14 protein-coding genes are annotated in these 13,650 nt (G+C 48.3%); 5 read left to right on the top strand and 9 right to left on the bottom strand.

The window, feature by feature from the left end:
• Positions 1-22: 22 nt before the first annotated feature.
• The 9 genes from ispG to cmk all read right to left on the bottom strand — a co-directional run bounded on the left by ispG (position 23) and on the right by cmk (position 8,940).
• A complete protein-coding gene (gene ispG / locus HMPREF2606_RS06740) occupies positions 23-1,288 on the bottom strand; it encodes a flavodoxin-dependent (E)-4-hydroxy-3-methylbut-2-enyl-diphosphate synthase (RefSeq protein ID WP_070585502.1) in 1,266 nt (421 codons plus the stop codon).
• Between the two features lies 1 nt (position 1,289).
• Positions 1,290-2,174 carry a helix-turn-helix domain-containing protein gene (locus HMPREF2606_RS06735; protein ID WP_070585500.1) on the bottom strand — a complete coding sequence of 295 codons (885 nt, stop codon included), beginning with the start codon at positions 2,172-2,174 and terminating at the stop codon, positions 1,290-1,292.
• Positions 2,175-2,930, bottom strand: a complete 756-nt coding sequence (gene pilW, locus HMPREF2606_RS06730; protein WP_070585498.1) for a type IV pilus biogenesis/stability protein PilW — start codon at positions 2,928-2,930, stop codon at positions 2,175-2,177. It abuts the gene before it with no gap.
• Between the two features lie 8 nt (positions 2,931-2,938).
• Entirely contained in the window at positions 2,939-4,027 is a 1,089-nt protein-coding gene (gene rlmN, locus HMPREF2606_RS06725) for a dual-specificity RNA methyltransferase RlmN (RefSeq protein WP_070585495.1), read from the bottom strand.
• Between the two features lie 168 nt (positions 4,028-4,195).
• Positions 4,196-4,621, bottom strand: a complete 426-nt coding sequence (gene ndk / locus HMPREF2606_RS06720; RefSeq protein WP_004519785.1) for a nucleoside-diphosphate kinase — start codon at positions 4,619-4,621, stop codon at positions 4,196-4,198.
• Between the two features lie 94 nt (positions 4,622-4,715).
• Entirely contained in the window at positions 4,716-5,852 is a 1,137-nt protein-coding gene (gene zapE, locus HMPREF2606_RS06715; RefSeq protein WP_049333700.1) for a cell division protein ZapE, read from the bottom strand.
• 262 nt (positions 5,853-6,114) lie between these two features.
• Positions 6,115-6,429 carry an integration host factor subunit beta gene (locus HMPREF2606_RS06710; protein ID WP_003678992.1) on the bottom strand — a complete coding sequence of 105 codons (315 nt, stop codon included), beginning with the start codon at positions 6,427-6,429 and terminating at the stop codon, positions 6,115-6,117.
• 10 nt (positions 6,430-6,439) lie between these two features.
• Complete coding sequence (gene rpsA, locus HMPREF2606_RS06705; protein WP_003678994.1) at positions 6,440-8,125, bottom strand: 30S ribosomal protein S1; 1,686 nt, start codon at positions 8,123-8,125, stop codon at positions 6,440-6,442.
• A 155-nt stretch (positions 8,126-8,280) separates the two neighbouring features.
• Entirely contained in the window at positions 8,281-8,940 is a 660-nt protein-coding gene (gene cmk, locus HMPREF2606_RS06700) for a (d)CMP kinase (RefSeq protein ID WP_070712669.1), read from the bottom strand.
• Positions 8,941-9,156: 216 nt separating this feature from the next.
• On the opposite strand from cmk, the gene ruvB reads away from it, so the two are divergent.
• The 5 genes from ruvB to pth all read left to right on the top strand — a co-directional run bounded on the left by ruvB (position 9,157) and on the right by pth (position 13,636).
• Positions 9,157-10,188 carry a Holliday junction branch migration DNA helicase RuvB gene (gene ruvB / locus HMPREF2606_RS06695; protein WP_070712754.1) on the top strand — a complete coding sequence of 344 codons (1,032 nt, stop codon included), beginning with the start codon at positions 9,157-9,159 and terminating at the stop codon, positions 10,186-10,188.
• 122 nt (positions 10,189-10,310) lie between these two features.
• On the top strand, positions 10,311-12,218 hold the full coding sequence (locus HMPREF2606_RS06690; RefSeq protein WP_070712671.1) for an ATP-binding cassette domain-containing protein: 1,908 nt from the start codon (positions 10,311-10,313) through the stop codon (positions 12,216-12,218).
• A gap of 89 nt (positions 12,219-12,307) precedes the next feature.
• On the top strand, positions 12,308-12,739 hold the full coding sequence (locus HMPREF2606_RS06685; protein WP_003747011.1) for a type II toxin-antitoxin system RatA family toxin: 432 nt from the start codon (positions 12,308-12,310) through the stop codon (positions 12,737-12,739).
• Positions 12,732-13,004, top strand: coding sequence for an RnfH family protein (locus HMPREF2606_RS06680; protein ID WP_070712674.1), 273 nt, complete (start codon positions 12,732-12,734; stop codon positions 13,002-13,004). The genes HMPREF2606_RS06685 and HMPREF2606_RS06680 overlap by 8 nt, the downstream gene beginning before the upstream one ends.
• A gap of 53 nt (positions 13,005-13,057) precedes the next feature.
• Positions 13,058-13,636, top strand: coding sequence for an aminoacyl-tRNA hydrolase (gene pth / locus HMPREF2606_RS06675; protein WP_070712676.1), 579 nt, complete (start codon positions 13,058-13,060; stop codon positions 13,634-13,636).
• The last annotated feature ends 14 nt before the right edge of the window (positions 13,637-13,650 follow it).

Genomic DNA, 13,650 nt, shown 5'->3' with positions numbered 1-13,650 from the left:
GCCTCTTTATCTTGAAAATGTTTTAGGCAGATTGAATGGGAATAACGCGGTTTTGCTTACGTTTTGCGCCACCTTCGCAGTAGTTGGTTTTGACATAATCTTCAACGATTTGTAAAAACTCGGCAGCGATATTGTCGCCTTTAAGGGTGACTTTCCGTTCTCCGTCTACATAAACCGGCGCAACCGGAGTTTCGCCTGTACCGGGCAGGCTGATACCGATATCGGCAAGCTTGCTTTCGCCCGGACCATTTACCACGCAACCCATTACGGCGACGTTCAATGATTCAACGCCTGGATATTCAGTGCGCCAAACAGCCATTTTTTGGCGTAAATAGTTTTGTACGTCTTGAGCCAACTCTTGGAATACGGTACTGGTGGTGCGGCCGCAACCCGGGCAGGCTGTGACCATCGGCGTAAAGGAGCGCAAGCCCATAGTCTGCAGGATTTCTTGACCGACAATGACTTCTTGAGTGCGAGAACTGCCGGGCTCGGGGGTTAGGGAGATTCGAATGGTGTCGCCGATACCTTCTTGCAGCAATACGGCCAAGGCCGCGGTAGATGCTACAATACCTTTGCTGCCCATGCCAGCCTCGGTCAGACCGAGATGGAGCGGGTAACGGCAACGGCTGCCTAATTCGCGGTAAACCTGAATCAAGTCTTGTACGGCGCTGACCTTGCACGACAAAATGATTTTGTCTTCAGGCAAGCCCAAAGCCACGGCTTTTTCTGCCGATTCCAGCGCCGAAACAATCAAAGCCTCTTTCATGATTTCTTCAGGCGGCTTTGGTGCAGCGGAGGCCAAGTTGGCATCCATCATGCGCTTGGCAAGGCTTTGATCAAGCGAACCCCAGTTCACACCGATGCGTACGGCTTTATTGTTTTCTGCCGCTGTACGAATCATAAAGGCAAATTTCTCATCGCCTTTTGCGCCTTTGCCAACATTGCCTGGGTTGATGCGGTATTTAGACAGGGCTTTGCCGCACTCGGGAAATTCAGCCAATAAGCGTTCGCCATTGAAATGGAAGTCGCCGATCAGGGGCGTGGTATAACCCATATCGTCTAAGCGGCTGCGGATTTCAGCGACTTTGGAAGCCGCTTCCGGAGTATTGACCGTGATACGGACCATTTCTGAGCCGGCATCGCTCAACTCTTTGACCTGTCGGGCGGTTGCTTCTGCATCTGCGGTGTCGGTATTGGTCATAGATTGCACAACAACGGGCGCATCCGAACCGACGATGAGATGATCGATTTGTACTTGATGTGTCAGACGGCGTTTAGGTGTGGTCATTTTAGTTTTTTCCTGCAACAAAAGAGGCGGATTTTTCACCGGCAACACGGTATTTCAAAGGTTCGATAGGTGTGCCGCCGTAATTGGCTTCCGAGCCGGCTGCAATACCGATCCAAACATTGTAAGGTGCGCCGCCTCTCAGACGTTGTTCGCTTCCGGCTGGAACGATACGGCTGAATACAACTTTTCCATCTTTGTCTGTAATAATCAGATTGCTTCGGTATTGGACTTTAATCCAAAGTTCGTCTTTCTCAACTTTGACGGCAGGCTTCTCTTCTTGTGCTATGGCAGAAGCTTCAGAAGCTGCTTGATCATTAGCCACTTCAGGCTTATTGGTAATTTCTTTTTTGCCGTCTTCCGTCATTTCGCTAACGGCAACATTATCCGTTTTTAAGGCAGGCGTTTTCATCGTATCAGCAACATCTTTGCTGTTTTGAATATTTGCCTGTTCGTTTTCAAAACTGGATTTGCTTTGCCAAAAGTAAACGCCGCCTACAGCCAAAGCCAGTGCGGCTATCCCCAATATCCATTTTGGGAAGCCTTGTTTTTCAGTGTCTGTGTAGCTTAAGCCGGTGTTGGCACTGCGTGTTACCGCGTATACATGGTCTTCAAGTTGCGGAGTAATGGAGAGCAAATGTTTGGCGATGGTTTGTTCGTCGATTTTCAGAAATCGTGCATATGAACGCAAATAGCCTGAAACAAAGACTAAACCGGGAAAGCCTGAATATTCTCCTTTTTCCAAAGCATCAATTTGTTCGGCAGACAGTTTCAAACGTGAGGCAACATCTTGAATATCGATTTTGGCATCAGTTCTGTGTTTGCGTAATTCATCCCCCAATGTTTTGGCGGCTTGTGTGTCGTAGTTGATTTTATCGTTATTTTCCATTTAGTGGCCTGTTGTGACGGTTTGTAGTTCGTCTGAATAAGGGAAGTTTGCCCTAAGTTGGGCTTCGTATTCGTATGCGGCGTGTTTATTGCCCAAGGCGGTAGCCAAACGCCAGCCTAAAAGCAAATCATCAGCCTGCAGGACATCAACTTTGCTTTGGTATTGGCGGAAATAATAGTCGGCATCGTTCAGATTGCCTGCCATCATTTTGGTTCGGGCAAGTTCTTTGAAAGCAGGGAAGAATTGCGGATTCGCTGCTAAAGACCTTTCCAAATAGGCTTGGGCCAAAGAGTATTGGCCTAACCTTGCACTGCAAATGCCTTTATTCATATTGGCAATAAAGGGGCTTGGATAGGTTGGGTCGGCCAGTGCTTTATCAAAATAAGCCATAGATTCGGCAGGTGCATTCATTTGATTGCATAAGAACCAACCGTAATTGTTGTTAACTTCAGCACTATCCGGTTTTAAAGACAATGCTTTAAGAAAGCTTTCTTGAGCTTTGTCTTTGACTTTCAAATACTGATAAATCTCGGCGCGTACCAACCAAGCAAGGTCATTTTTTGAATTGGACTTAAGCGCCTCTTCGATACTTTCAGTAGCTTGGCGGTAGTTTTGGCCACGCATATATTCCACAGCCAGTTGGGTTTTGATATTAGAAACTTGAATGGCACGTTCTTTAGGGCTTGGGCCGGAAGAGGAAGCGCAGGCAGAAAGAGTCAGTGCGGTAAGTAATGCGAATCCGAACTTGATTTTCATAATTAACCTTATTGTTCGACCAAAATCTGTTGCCATTTTTGTTGGCGGCGTGTTTTATCTTGTACTTGTCCGGCCAGTTGTCCGCAAGCGGCATCGATATCGTCACCTCGGGTTTTACGGACAGTAACGACAAAGCCGGCTTGTTGCAGAATATCGCGGAAGACACGGATATTTTCATTGGTAGAACGTTCGTAGCCGGAATTTGGGAAAGGATTGAACGGAATCAGATTGAATTTGCACGGTACGTCTTTAACCAATTCAATCAATTCGCGCGCATGTTGCGCTTTATCGTTGATACCGTCGAGCATAACGTATTCAAAGGTAATAAAGTCACGGGGGGCTTTGACCAGATAACGTTGACAGGCCGCCATCAATTCTTTGAGCGGGTATTTTTTGTTGAGGGGAACAATTTGATCGCGCACTTCATCGTTGGATGCGTGTAAAGATACAGCCAAAGCAACAGGCATTGCATCACGCAGTCTGTCCATTTGTGGAACCATGCCCGAAGTGGAAACAGTCACGCGGCGGCGGCTCAAGCCGTAGCCGTGATCATCCAGCATAATGCTCAAAGCGGTAATAACATTGTCAAAGTTTGCCATGGGTTCGCCCATGCCCATCATCACAACATTGGAGATAACGCGTTCATTTTTAGGGGTAACGCCCATGGCTTTATTGGCCCACCAAAGCTGACCGATAATTTCAGCGGCAGTCAGGTTGCGGTTGAAACCTTGTCGTCCGGTAGAGCAGAAAGTGCATTCCAATGCGCAACCTACTTGGGAAGAGATGCACAAAGTACCGCGTTCGGCTTCGGGAATAAAGACGGTTTCTACACCGTTGCCCGTGCCTACATCCAGCAACCATTTGCGTGTGCCATCAGTAGATTCTTGTGCCATCATTAATTTAGGCACTTCGATTGTGGCTTGTTCATTTAACTTGGCGCGCAATGATTTGGCCAAGTCAGTCATTTCTTCAAAGTTTTGTGCACCCGCTTGATGCATCCAACGCATTACCTGCTTGGCACGAAAAGGCTTTTCACCCATTTCGGCAAAGTGTTGTGTCAGTCCGTTTAAATCGTAGTTCAGTAGATTGGTTTTCATGTATTTTTATGTTTCTCAGTAAAGCTTTTAAAGCAAAGAGGCTTATTGGGCAGCTTTGCTTTAAAAGCCTTTGGGTTTTCAGACGGCCTTTAATTTGTAGGACATACAAAGCAGTTTTGCCGTCCGATATAAATCGGACGGCCGTAAAGCGGCTACAGGCTTTTACTCTTAGCGCGGGCAGATTTCGCTTTGGCTGAAGAAGTAAGCAATTTCAATCGCAGCATTTTCAACGCTGTCAGAACCATGTACGGCATTAACACTGACAGATTCTGCAAAGTCGGCACGGATTGTGCCAGGAGCTGCATCGGCTGGGTTGGTTGCGCCCATCAATTCGCGATTTTTGGCAACGGCATTTTCACCTTCCAATACTTGAATCATGACAGGATTGCGAGTCATGAATTTAACCAAGTCTTCATAAAAAGGGCGATCTTTATGTACGGCATAAAACTCTTTTGCTTCACGCTCAGAGAGATGTTTCATTTTCGCCGCAATAATGCGCAAGCCGTTTTCTTCAAAGCGGCTGTAAATCTTGCCGATGACGTTTTTTTCTACTGCATCGGGTTTGATGATGGAAATCGTACGTTCGATGGCCATGTTATGTCCTTGTTTTTATTGATAGGTAAGTTGTCGCAGCCAAGAGGCAAGGGAAGTGTATTCTACCAAATTTCGCCCCTTTTGGGGAAAGGCATTATTTGCTTAAAGTCAGGTGTGGTTGTTCCAAATAGACTTCGGATTGCATTTCGATCATACGGCTGGCTGTGCGGGTAAATTCTTCGGCGAAATCGCCTTCGACATAAATATCGTTTACGCCAACTGCACTGGTGGCGCACAATTTCACGCGGAAATCGTATAAAACGTCAATTAGCCATGTCAGACGGCGTGCTTCTGCTTTTTCTTGAGGGGTTAGGCGCTCTAATCCTGAAAGGAAAACCATCTCGTAATGTTCGGCCAAGTACAGATAGTCAGCTTGTGAGCGCGGGCCAAAACATAATGCGCGGAAATCAAACCAGATGGCGCGCTCTGACTGGGCTTTATGGGGAATTTCCCGTCCATGAATAATGCTGATGCCTGGGTTTAATTCAGAGATTCCGCTCATTTCCTTAAATAAAGCAGCGAGTTTTTGCTCGTTTTCTTCATTATTGGGGACAAAGAAAATTTCGGCAGGACGCAGCGTACGCAAGCGGTAATCTTCGCCGCCATCCACATTTAAAACGGTCAGGTTGGACTCGATAAGGGCGATGGTTGGCAGAAAGCTGCTGCGGTTTTGGCCTTGAGGATAGAGTTCGGATGGGGCGTAGTTGGAAGTGGCTACCAAGACTACACCTTCACTCAACAGGTTTTCCAGCAAACGGCCCAAAATCATGGCATCGGCAATATCACTGACGTGAAACTCGTCAAAGCATAATACGCGTGTTTCTTTGGCAATTTCTGTTGCAACGGCTTTTAAGGGATTGGCTTCGCTTTTCAATACTTTAAGGCGTTGATGGATTTCGGCCATGAAGGCATGGAAATGCACGCGACGTTTACGACGATAAGGGAGGCAGCCGAAAAAAGCATCCATCAAAAAGCTTTTACCGCGTCCTACGCCGCCATAAAAATAGAGCCCTTTAGGAACTTGGGGGGAACGCAAGCTACGGCCAAGAAAACGGTTGCGTTTGCGTTTGAACATCATCAGCTCGGTCCATAAACGATCCAAATATTCAATGGCTCGCGCTTGGGCTTCGTCGCGGATAAAGTTGGGCTGCTCGGCTGCAGCTTGATACCAAGTCAATGGGCTGTGGTTTTCAAATGGAGGTGGTGTGAATAGTTGGTCTCTATTGCTCATGTGTAACCTTTATTATGCTTTACTGGCGATAGTTGAAACATCATCCGCAATAGTTTGGACAGTAGTTGGAATGATGTTTTCATTACAGAATAGTCGGTCTATTATAAATGATTTCAGACGGCCTGCGTTTTTTGCACAAGCATTGTAGTAAATATAGTTGAAATAGTGTGCGATTAAGGTATGCGTGAAAAGAGCCGGCTTTGGTATTTCTTGTGAAAACAAAAAAAAACGCCGCATTTCTGCGGCGTTTTGCTACTAAGTATTAATGAGCACTTTCTTGCAATGCCAAGTCTACACGCTCACGCAACTCTTTACCCGGTTTGAAGTGAGGAACATGCTTTTCAGGCACTTCCACGCGTTCGCCGGTTTTCGGGTTGCGCCCGATACGGGCAGGGCGGTGGTTCAAGTCGAAGCTGCCGAAGCCGCGGATTTCGATACGTTGTCCACGAGCCAGTGAGCGGGTCATGGTATCAACCAAGACTTTTACACTGTATTCGACATCTTTAGCCAGCAGTTGGTTGCCATTTTTCTCGGCAAACACTTCTGCGAGGCGAACCATCAATTCAGACTTCGTCATGTCTGCAACCTTATTCTTGGTCGCCGGACAGTTTGGCTTTCAGCAAGTCGCCCAGGCTGGTAGTACCGGCATTGGCAGTTGCAGCGGCGTTAACTGAATTCAGCGCTTCGCGGTTTTCTTTAGCGTCTTTCGCTTTAACAGACAGACGGATGCTGCGGTTTTTGCGGTCAACGGTAACGATAACGGCTTCAACTTCGTCGCCTTCTTTCAGTTTGGTAGTCAGGTCTTCAACGCGGTCAGCGGCGAATTCAGAAGCAGGCAGGTAGCCTTCAACTTCTTCAGACAGAGCAACTACGGCACCTTTGGCGTCAACAGATTTCACAGAACCTTTAACCAAAGAACCTTTGTCGTTTACGCTGATGAAGTTGCCGAACGGATCACCTTCCAGTTGTTTGATACCCAAAGAGATGCGTTCTTTTTCAACGTCGATGGCCAATACAACGGCTTCAACTTCTTCGCCTTTTTTGTATTTGCGTACAGCTTCTTCGCCGGCTTCAGTCCAAGACAGGTCGGACAAGTGAACCAGGCCGTCGATGCCGCCAGGCAGACCTACGAATACGCCGAAGTCGGTGATAGATTTAACTGCGCCGGAGATTTTGTCGCCTTTGTTGTGGTTGGCGGCAAACTCTTCCCAAGGGTTAGCTTGACATTGTTTCATGCCCAAAGAGATACGGCGGCGGTCTTCGTCGATTTCCAGGATCATGACTTCAACTTCGTCACCCAGTTGAACAACTTTGCTTGGGTGTACGTTTTTGTTGGTCCAATCCATTTCGGAAACGTGTACCAAACCTTCGATGCCTTGTTCGATTTCAACGAACGCACCGTAGTCGGTCAGGTTGGATACTTTACCGAACAGGCGGGTACCTTGTGGGTAACGACGGGTCAGGCCGCTCCAAGGATCTTCACCCAGTTGTTTCATACCCAGGGAAACGCGTTGTTTGTCTTGGTCGAATTTCAGAACTTTGGCTTCTACTTCTTGACCAACTTCCAAAACTTCGCTTGGGTGTTTCACACGGCGCCATGCCAAGTCGGTGATGTGCAACAGACCGTCGATGCCGCCCAAGTCAACGAATGCACCGTAATCGGTGATGTTTTTAACGATACCTTTGATAACTGAACCTTCTTGCAGGTTTTCCAGCAAGGCTTTGCGTTCTTCGCCCAAAGTAGCTTCCAGAACAGCGCGGCGAGACACAACGACGTTGTTGCGTTTTTTGTCCAGTTTGATCACTTTGAATTCAATTTCTTTGCCTTCGAAGTGAGAAGTGTCTTTTACAGGACGTACGTCAACCAAAGAACCCGGCAGGAATGCGCGGATGCTGTTGATCATAACAGTCAGGCCGCCTTTGACTTTGCCATTGATAACGCCGGACAGGATGTCGCCGTTTTCCATAGCTTCTTCCAAAGCGATCCAGTCGGCAGCGCGTTTGGCTTTTTCGCGGGACAGTTTGGTTTCGCCGAAGCCGTTTTCAACAGATTCGATGGTAACGGTAACGAAATCGCCAACTTTAACTTCAATCTCGCCCTGAGCGTTTTTGAATTCAGCAACATCAATCAGAGATTCTGATTTCAGACCTGCGTTAACGGTAACGAAGTTTTGATCGATGCCGACTACTTCGGCAGTAATCACTTCACCTGGGTTCATCTCTTGCAGGGTAAAGCTTTCTTCCAGCAGCTGGGCAAAATTTTCCATAGTCATATATACTCTTTTCGGTACACCGCCAAGGGGTGCGGGTTAGGTTTGAAATGACCTGCCGCCCTTGGCGCGGCAGGTTGGGAAATGTTTTCAGACGGCCTTGTTATTAGGGTTAACAGGCCGTCTGAAATGAAAACTTCGCGATTATACTCCAAATTTTAAACTTTATGATACCAATCAAGCACTTTTTTTACAGCTTCTTCGATAGAAAGGTTGTCGGTATCTAAAAGCAGGGCGTCGGGCAGCTGTTTCAATGGGGCAACAGGGCGGCGGCGGTCTGCTTCGTCGCGCGCTTCAATGTCTGACAAGATACGCTCGAATGCAACCCCTTCGTATGGGATACCGAGTTGTTTGGCACGACGTTGAGCGCGGACATTGGCACTTGCGGTCAGGAAAATTTTTAATGCGGCATCAGGGAAAATAACCGAGCCGATATCGCGGCCGTCGGCGACCAAACCTTTCTCGGTCAGGAAATCGCGTTGGCGCTGCAAAAGGGCTGTGCGCACTTTAGGCAACTGCGCGACGGCAGATGCGCCCATGCCGATCGCTTCGGTACGGATTTGCTCGGATACATCTTCGCTGTTTAATAATACGACGCCGCCTTCAAATTGTGCGGGCAAAGTTTCTGCCAGTGTGCTGACGGCATCTTCATCTGTCCAGGCGACATTTTGTTTTTGTGCGTAAAGCGCGGTCAGGCGGTAAAGCGCACCGGAATCGAGGTAAAGAAAACCCAAGGCTTCGGCTACGCGTGAGGCAACCGTCCCTTTGCCGGATGCGCTGGGGCCGTCGATGGCGATGACTTTTTGCTTGAGGCTCATGTGTTCTCCTGAATGCGATAGGTATTTGAATTAACCGTTTATTATACGTTGCTTTTGCCGTCTGAAAACGAAAATTTTTGTGTGATTTAGATTTGAGGGAAAAGCGGCTCGGCCTTATCGGGTATAATGGCCAAAATCATAATTTAACCGCTTTATCTGATTGTTCGGGCCGTCTGAAATAACGGGCCGGGAATGATCTTCAAATTTAGAAACATTATGTTACAAACCGATAATCTTACTTCTGCACAACCTCAGCGCATTATCACTGCTCAAAATATTTCAGCTCAGGAAGAATTGCTTGAACGCGCTTTACGTCCGAAAACTTTAGACGACTATATCGGGCAGGATAAGGCCAAAGAGCAGCTGGCTATTTTTATTCAAGCGGCGAAAAAACGTGGCGAAGCGCTTGACCATACTTTGTTGTTTGGCCCACCGGGTTTGGGAAAAACTACTTTGGCGCACATTATTGCCAAAGAATTAGGCGTTAATTTGCGCCAAACCAGCGGCCCGGTTTTAGAGCGCGCCGGCGACCTTGCTGCTTTATTGACCAACCTCGAGCCGCATGATGTGCTGTTTATTGATGAAATCCACCGCTTAAGCCCTGTGGTTGAAGAAATCCTTTATCCTGCGCTTGAGGATTATCAGTTGGACATCATGATAGGCGAGGGACCGGCCGCGCGCTCGGTCAAAATCGATTTGCCGCCGTTTACATTGGTGGGGGCGACTACCCGCGCCGGCATGCTAACCAATCCGTTGCGTGACCGTTTCGGTATCGTATCCCGATTGGAGTTTTATCAGAATAAAGATTTAGCGACTATTGTTGCCCGTTCTGCTCAACTATTGCAGTTGGAAATGGGTGAGGAGGGTGCGATGGAAGTAGCCAAGCGCAGCCGCGGTACGCCGCGTATTGCCAACCGCCTTTTGCGACGAGTTCGTGATTATGCCGATGTGAAAAACAACGGCGTCATTGATGCGGAAATTGCCGATGCTGCCTTGAGTATGCTGGATGTGGATGGGCAGGGTTTGGATGTGATGGACAGGAAATTCCTTGAGGCGATTCTGCACAAATTCAGCGGCGGCCCTGTCGGTTTGGAAAACGTGGCTGCTGCGATTGGCGAATCGACCGATACCATCGAAGATGTGATTGAACCTTATCTGATTCAGCAGGGCTTTTTACAGCGTACACCGCGCGGACGCGTGGCAACCGAACGAGCCTATCTGCATTTTGGTTTGAAGGTTCAAGAATAATAATGAAGGCCGTCTGAAAACTGCTTTCAGACGGTCTGATACTTTCAATTTCATATGATTATCGGTAAATATCTGCCGATAATCGGTTAAAATGTCCCCCTTTTCTTTTTTGAAGTTTCCCCATGAATATCTTATCCGTAGAAAATGCTTCTTTTGCCGTCGGCCATGTCGCCTTGCTCGACAAAACTTCTTTTCAACTCGACAGCGGCGAGAAAATCGGTTTAATCGGCCGCAACGGCGCGGGTAAGTCTTCGTTTTTAAAAATCCTTGCAGGCGTACAAAAGCTCGATGACGGGCAGATTATTGTTCAAAATAACCTCAAAATCGTTTATGTACCGCAGGAATCCTTTTTTGATAAGGAAGCAACCGTATTCGACACCGTTGCCGAAGGCTTGGGCGAAATCCGCGATTTGCTGGGCCGTTACCACCGCGTCAGCCATGAGTTGGAAAATGGTTCAAGTGAAACCTTATTGAAAGAACTCAACGAATTGCAGCTTGAAATCGAAGCAAAGGACGGTTGGAAGCTGGATGCGGCAGTAAAGCAGACTTTGGGCGAACTCGGTTTGCCGGAAAACGAAAAAATCGGCAACCTCTCCGGCGGGCAGAAAAAGCGCGTCGCCTTGGCGCAGGCTTGGGTGCAGAAGCCCGACGTATTGCTGCTGGACGAACCGACCAACCATTTGGACATCGACGCGATTATCTGGCTGGAAAACCTGCTCAAAGCATTTGAAGGCAGCCTGGTCGTGATTACCCACGACCGCCGTTTTCTGGACAACATCGCCACGCGCATTGTCGAACTTGACCGCGGCATTCTACGATCCTATCCCGGCTCGTTCTCCAAATACAGCGAGAAAAAAGCGCAGGAATTGGCGGTTGAAGCGGAACACAACCGCCTCTTCGACAAATTCCATGCTCAGGAAGAGGCATGGATACGCAAAGGCATCGAAGCGCGCCGTACCCGTAACGAAGGCCGCGTGCGTCGTTTGGAAGAACTGCGCCGCCAACGCGCCGAACGCCGCAATGTACAAGGGCAGGTCAACTTCAAGCTCGACAGCGGCGAGAAAAGCGGCAAAATCATTGCCGAACTGGAACATGCCTCGTTTGCCTATGGCGACAAAGTCATCATGGACAAATTCTCCGCCATCTTGCAGCGCGGCGACAAAATCGGCTTAATCGGTCCAAACGGTATCGGCAAAACCACCTTCCTCAAGCTGATTTTGGGTGAATTGCAGCCGACTTACGGCAGAATCCGCATCGGCAGTAAGCAGGAAGTTGCCTATTTCGATCAATTCCGCAGCGCGTTGAACGAAAACGACACCGTGTTTTACACGCTCGGTCAAGGCAACGATTACGTTGAAGTCGGCGGCAAGAAAAAACATGTGATGAGCTATCTGGAAGATTTCTTGTTCCACCCCGCCCGCGCGCAAAGCCCTGTTTCATCGCTCTCCGGCGGCGAACGCAACCGCCTCCTGCTGGCGAAACTCTTTACCCGTCCTGCTAATATTTTGGTTTTGGACGAACCGACCAATGACTTGGACATCGATACCCAAGAGCTGCTTGAAGATTTGCTGCGCGATTACCAAGGCACGGTATTCCTCGTCTCGCATGACCGTATGTTCTTGGATAATGTGATTACCCAAAGCATTGTTTTCGAAGGACAAGGCCGTCTGAAAGAATACATCGGCGGCTATCAGGACTATATCGACGCAAAATCACGCGAAGAGAAAATTCAGACGGCCTCCGCGCCCAAAGCGGTTGCCGAGCCTGAGAAAGTCAAACCCAAAGACAACCGCACAGTCAAACTTTCCTATAAAGAACAGCGTGAACTCGACGCCCTGCCTGACGAAATCGCCGCTTTGGAAACCGAGCAGGCTGAAATCAATACCCAGCTTTCCGATCCTGAAATCTTCAAAGATTATGAGAAAGCAGGTGCATTGCAAAGCAGGGCTGAAGAAATCGAGATGTCGCTTTTGGAAAAGCTGGAACGCTGGGAATGGCTGGAAGCGAAACAAAATGGAGAAGCGGTTTAAATTGGGAATTTTGTCCCAAAGTAGGGCGGATATTTTTCTAAATCATGCCGTCTGAACCCCGAATATTCAAAAACAAGGTCTACAACCACATGAAAAAAGTCGAGAAAAACGTATTGGTACTGCATAGCGCTGAGGAAATGTTTGAGCTGGTGGACAAGGTCGAGGACTATCCAAAATTTTTGCCGTGGTACAGCAAGACCGAAGTCATCGAACGCAAAGGCAACGAGCTCAAAGCGCGCCTGTTTATGGACTATATGCGTGTCAAGCAGTCGTTTGCAACGCACAACCACAATATCCCGGGGCAGGAAATCCGCATGGATTTGCTCGAAGGGCCGTTTAAAACCCTGCGCGGCACTTGGAAATTTATCGACTTGGGCGATGATATGTGTAAAGTCGAATTCAGATTAGAATACGATTTCTCCAATGCCGTACTCTCTGCCATGATTTCCCCCGTATTCGGCCACCTCGCCGGCACGCTGGTGGATGCTTTTATTAAAGAGGCTGACCGCCGCTATGCTTGAGATTGAAATTGTTTACGGACTGGCTGATAGGCAAGTGTTGAAGGGTATGACCGTTGCCGAAGGGACAACCGTACGCGAAGCCGCATTGAAAAGCGGTTTGGAGGTAGAGTTTCCAGAGTTGGATTTGCAACAAGCGCCTTTGGGTATTTTCGGCAAGGCCGTGAAAGACGAGACGGTGTTGCGCGATGGCGATCGGATTGAGGTTTATCGTCCATTGTTGATCGATCCGAAAGAAGCGCGACGTAAACGCGCCGGGCAAGAATAAATCCAAGGCCGTCTGAAACTTTTCAGACGGCCTGTCAAACTGAAAGAACAGTAATGAGCTTGAAAATTAAATTAATCGTCGGTTTGGGCAATCCAGGCCAAGAATACGAACAAACGCGCCACAATGTCGGCTTTTGGCTGTTGGACGAACTGGCGTGGAAATGGAAAGTCAATTTTAAAGACGAAAAGAAATTTTACGGCGAAGTAGCGCGCGCTGCTACGCCTGATGGCGATGTTTGGCTGCTCAAACCCATGACTTTTATGAACCGCTCCGGTCAGGCAGTTGCCGCTTTGGCTCAGTTTTACAAAATCAAGCCGGAGGAAATCTTGGTGGTTCATGACGAGCTGGATATTCCATGCGGCCGTATCAAATTCAAACTTGGTGGCGGCAACGGCGGACACAACGGTCTCAAAGACATTCAGGCTCGTTTGGGTACGCCTAATTTCTACCGCCTGCGCTTGGGTATTGATCATCCGGGCGACCGTAATCTGGTTGTTGGTTATGTGTTGAATAAACCGTCGGCGGAACATAGACAGCAAATTGATGATTCCATCGCCAAATCCCTGCAAGGATTGCCGGCCGTGTTAAATGGCGAATGGGAAGAGGTAACGCGTTTTTTACACAGTAAGTAAGCGTACCCGAATCA

Origin of the sequence: Neisseria sp. HMSC070H10, assembly GCF_001837635.1 — a bacterium.
Taxonomy (GTDB): Bacteria; Pseudomonadota; Gammaproteobacteria; order Burkholderiales; family Neisseriaceae; genus Neisseria; species Neisseria subflava_A.
The sequence above is the reverse complement of the archived record's forward strand: the minus strand, read 5'-3'. Positions and strand labels throughout refer to the sequence as shown.

Excerpts from the sequence above, each read along its gene's own strand:
- ispG (WP_070585502.1), bottom strand. The coding sequence starts at position 1,288 with ATGACCACACCTAAACGCCGTCTGACACATCAAGTACAAATCGATCAT.
- HMPREF2606_RS06735 (WP_070585500.1), bottom strand. The coding sequence starts at position 2,174 with ATGGAAAATAACGATAAAATCAACTACGACACACAAGCCGCCAAAACA.
- pilW (WP_070585498.1), bottom strand. The coding sequence starts at position 2,930 with ATGAAAATCAAGTTCGGATTCGCATTACTTACCGCACTGACTCTTTCT.
- rlmN (WP_070585495.1), bottom strand. The coding sequence starts at position 4,027 with ATGAAAACCAATCTACTGAACTACGATTTAAACGGACTGACACAACAC.
- ndk (WP_004519785.1), bottom strand. The coding sequence starts at position 4,621 with ATGGCCATCGAACGTACGATTTCCATCATCAAACCCGATGCAGTAGAA.
- zapE (WP_049333700.1), bottom strand. The coding sequence starts at position 5,852 with ATGAGCAATAGAGACCAACTATTCACACCACCTCCATTTGAAAACCAC.
- HMPREF2606_RS06710 (WP_003678992.1), bottom strand. The coding sequence starts at position 6,429 with ATGACGAAGTCTGAATTGATGGTTCGCCTCGCAGAAGTGTTTGCCGAG.
- rpsA (WP_003678994.1), bottom strand. The coding sequence starts at position 8,125 with ATGACTATGGAAAATTTTGCCCAGCTGCTGGAAGAAAGCTTTACCCTG.
- cmk (WP_070712669.1), bottom strand. The coding sequence starts at position 8,940 with ATGAGCCTCAAGCAAAAAGTCATCGCCATCGACGGCCCCAGCGCATCC.
- ruvB (WP_070712754.1), top strand. The coding sequence starts at position 9,157 with ATGTTACAAACCGATAATCTTACTTCTGCACAACCTCAGCGCATTATC.
- HMPREF2606_RS06690 (WP_070712671.1), top strand. The coding sequence starts at position 10,311 with ATGAATATCTTATCCGTAGAAAATGCTTCTTTTGCCGTCGGCCATGTC.
- HMPREF2606_RS06685 (WP_003747011.1), top strand. The coding sequence starts at position 12,308 with ATGAAAAAAGTCGAGAAAAACGTATTGGTACTGCATAGCGCTGAGGAA.
- HMPREF2606_RS06680 (WP_070712674.1), top strand. The coding sequence starts at position 12,732 with ATGCTTGAGATTGAAATTGTTTACGGACTGGCTGATAGGCAAGTGTTG.
- pth (WP_070712676.1), top strand. The coding sequence starts at position 13,058 with ATGAGCTTGAAAATTAAATTAATCGTCGGTTTGGGCAATCCAGGCCAA.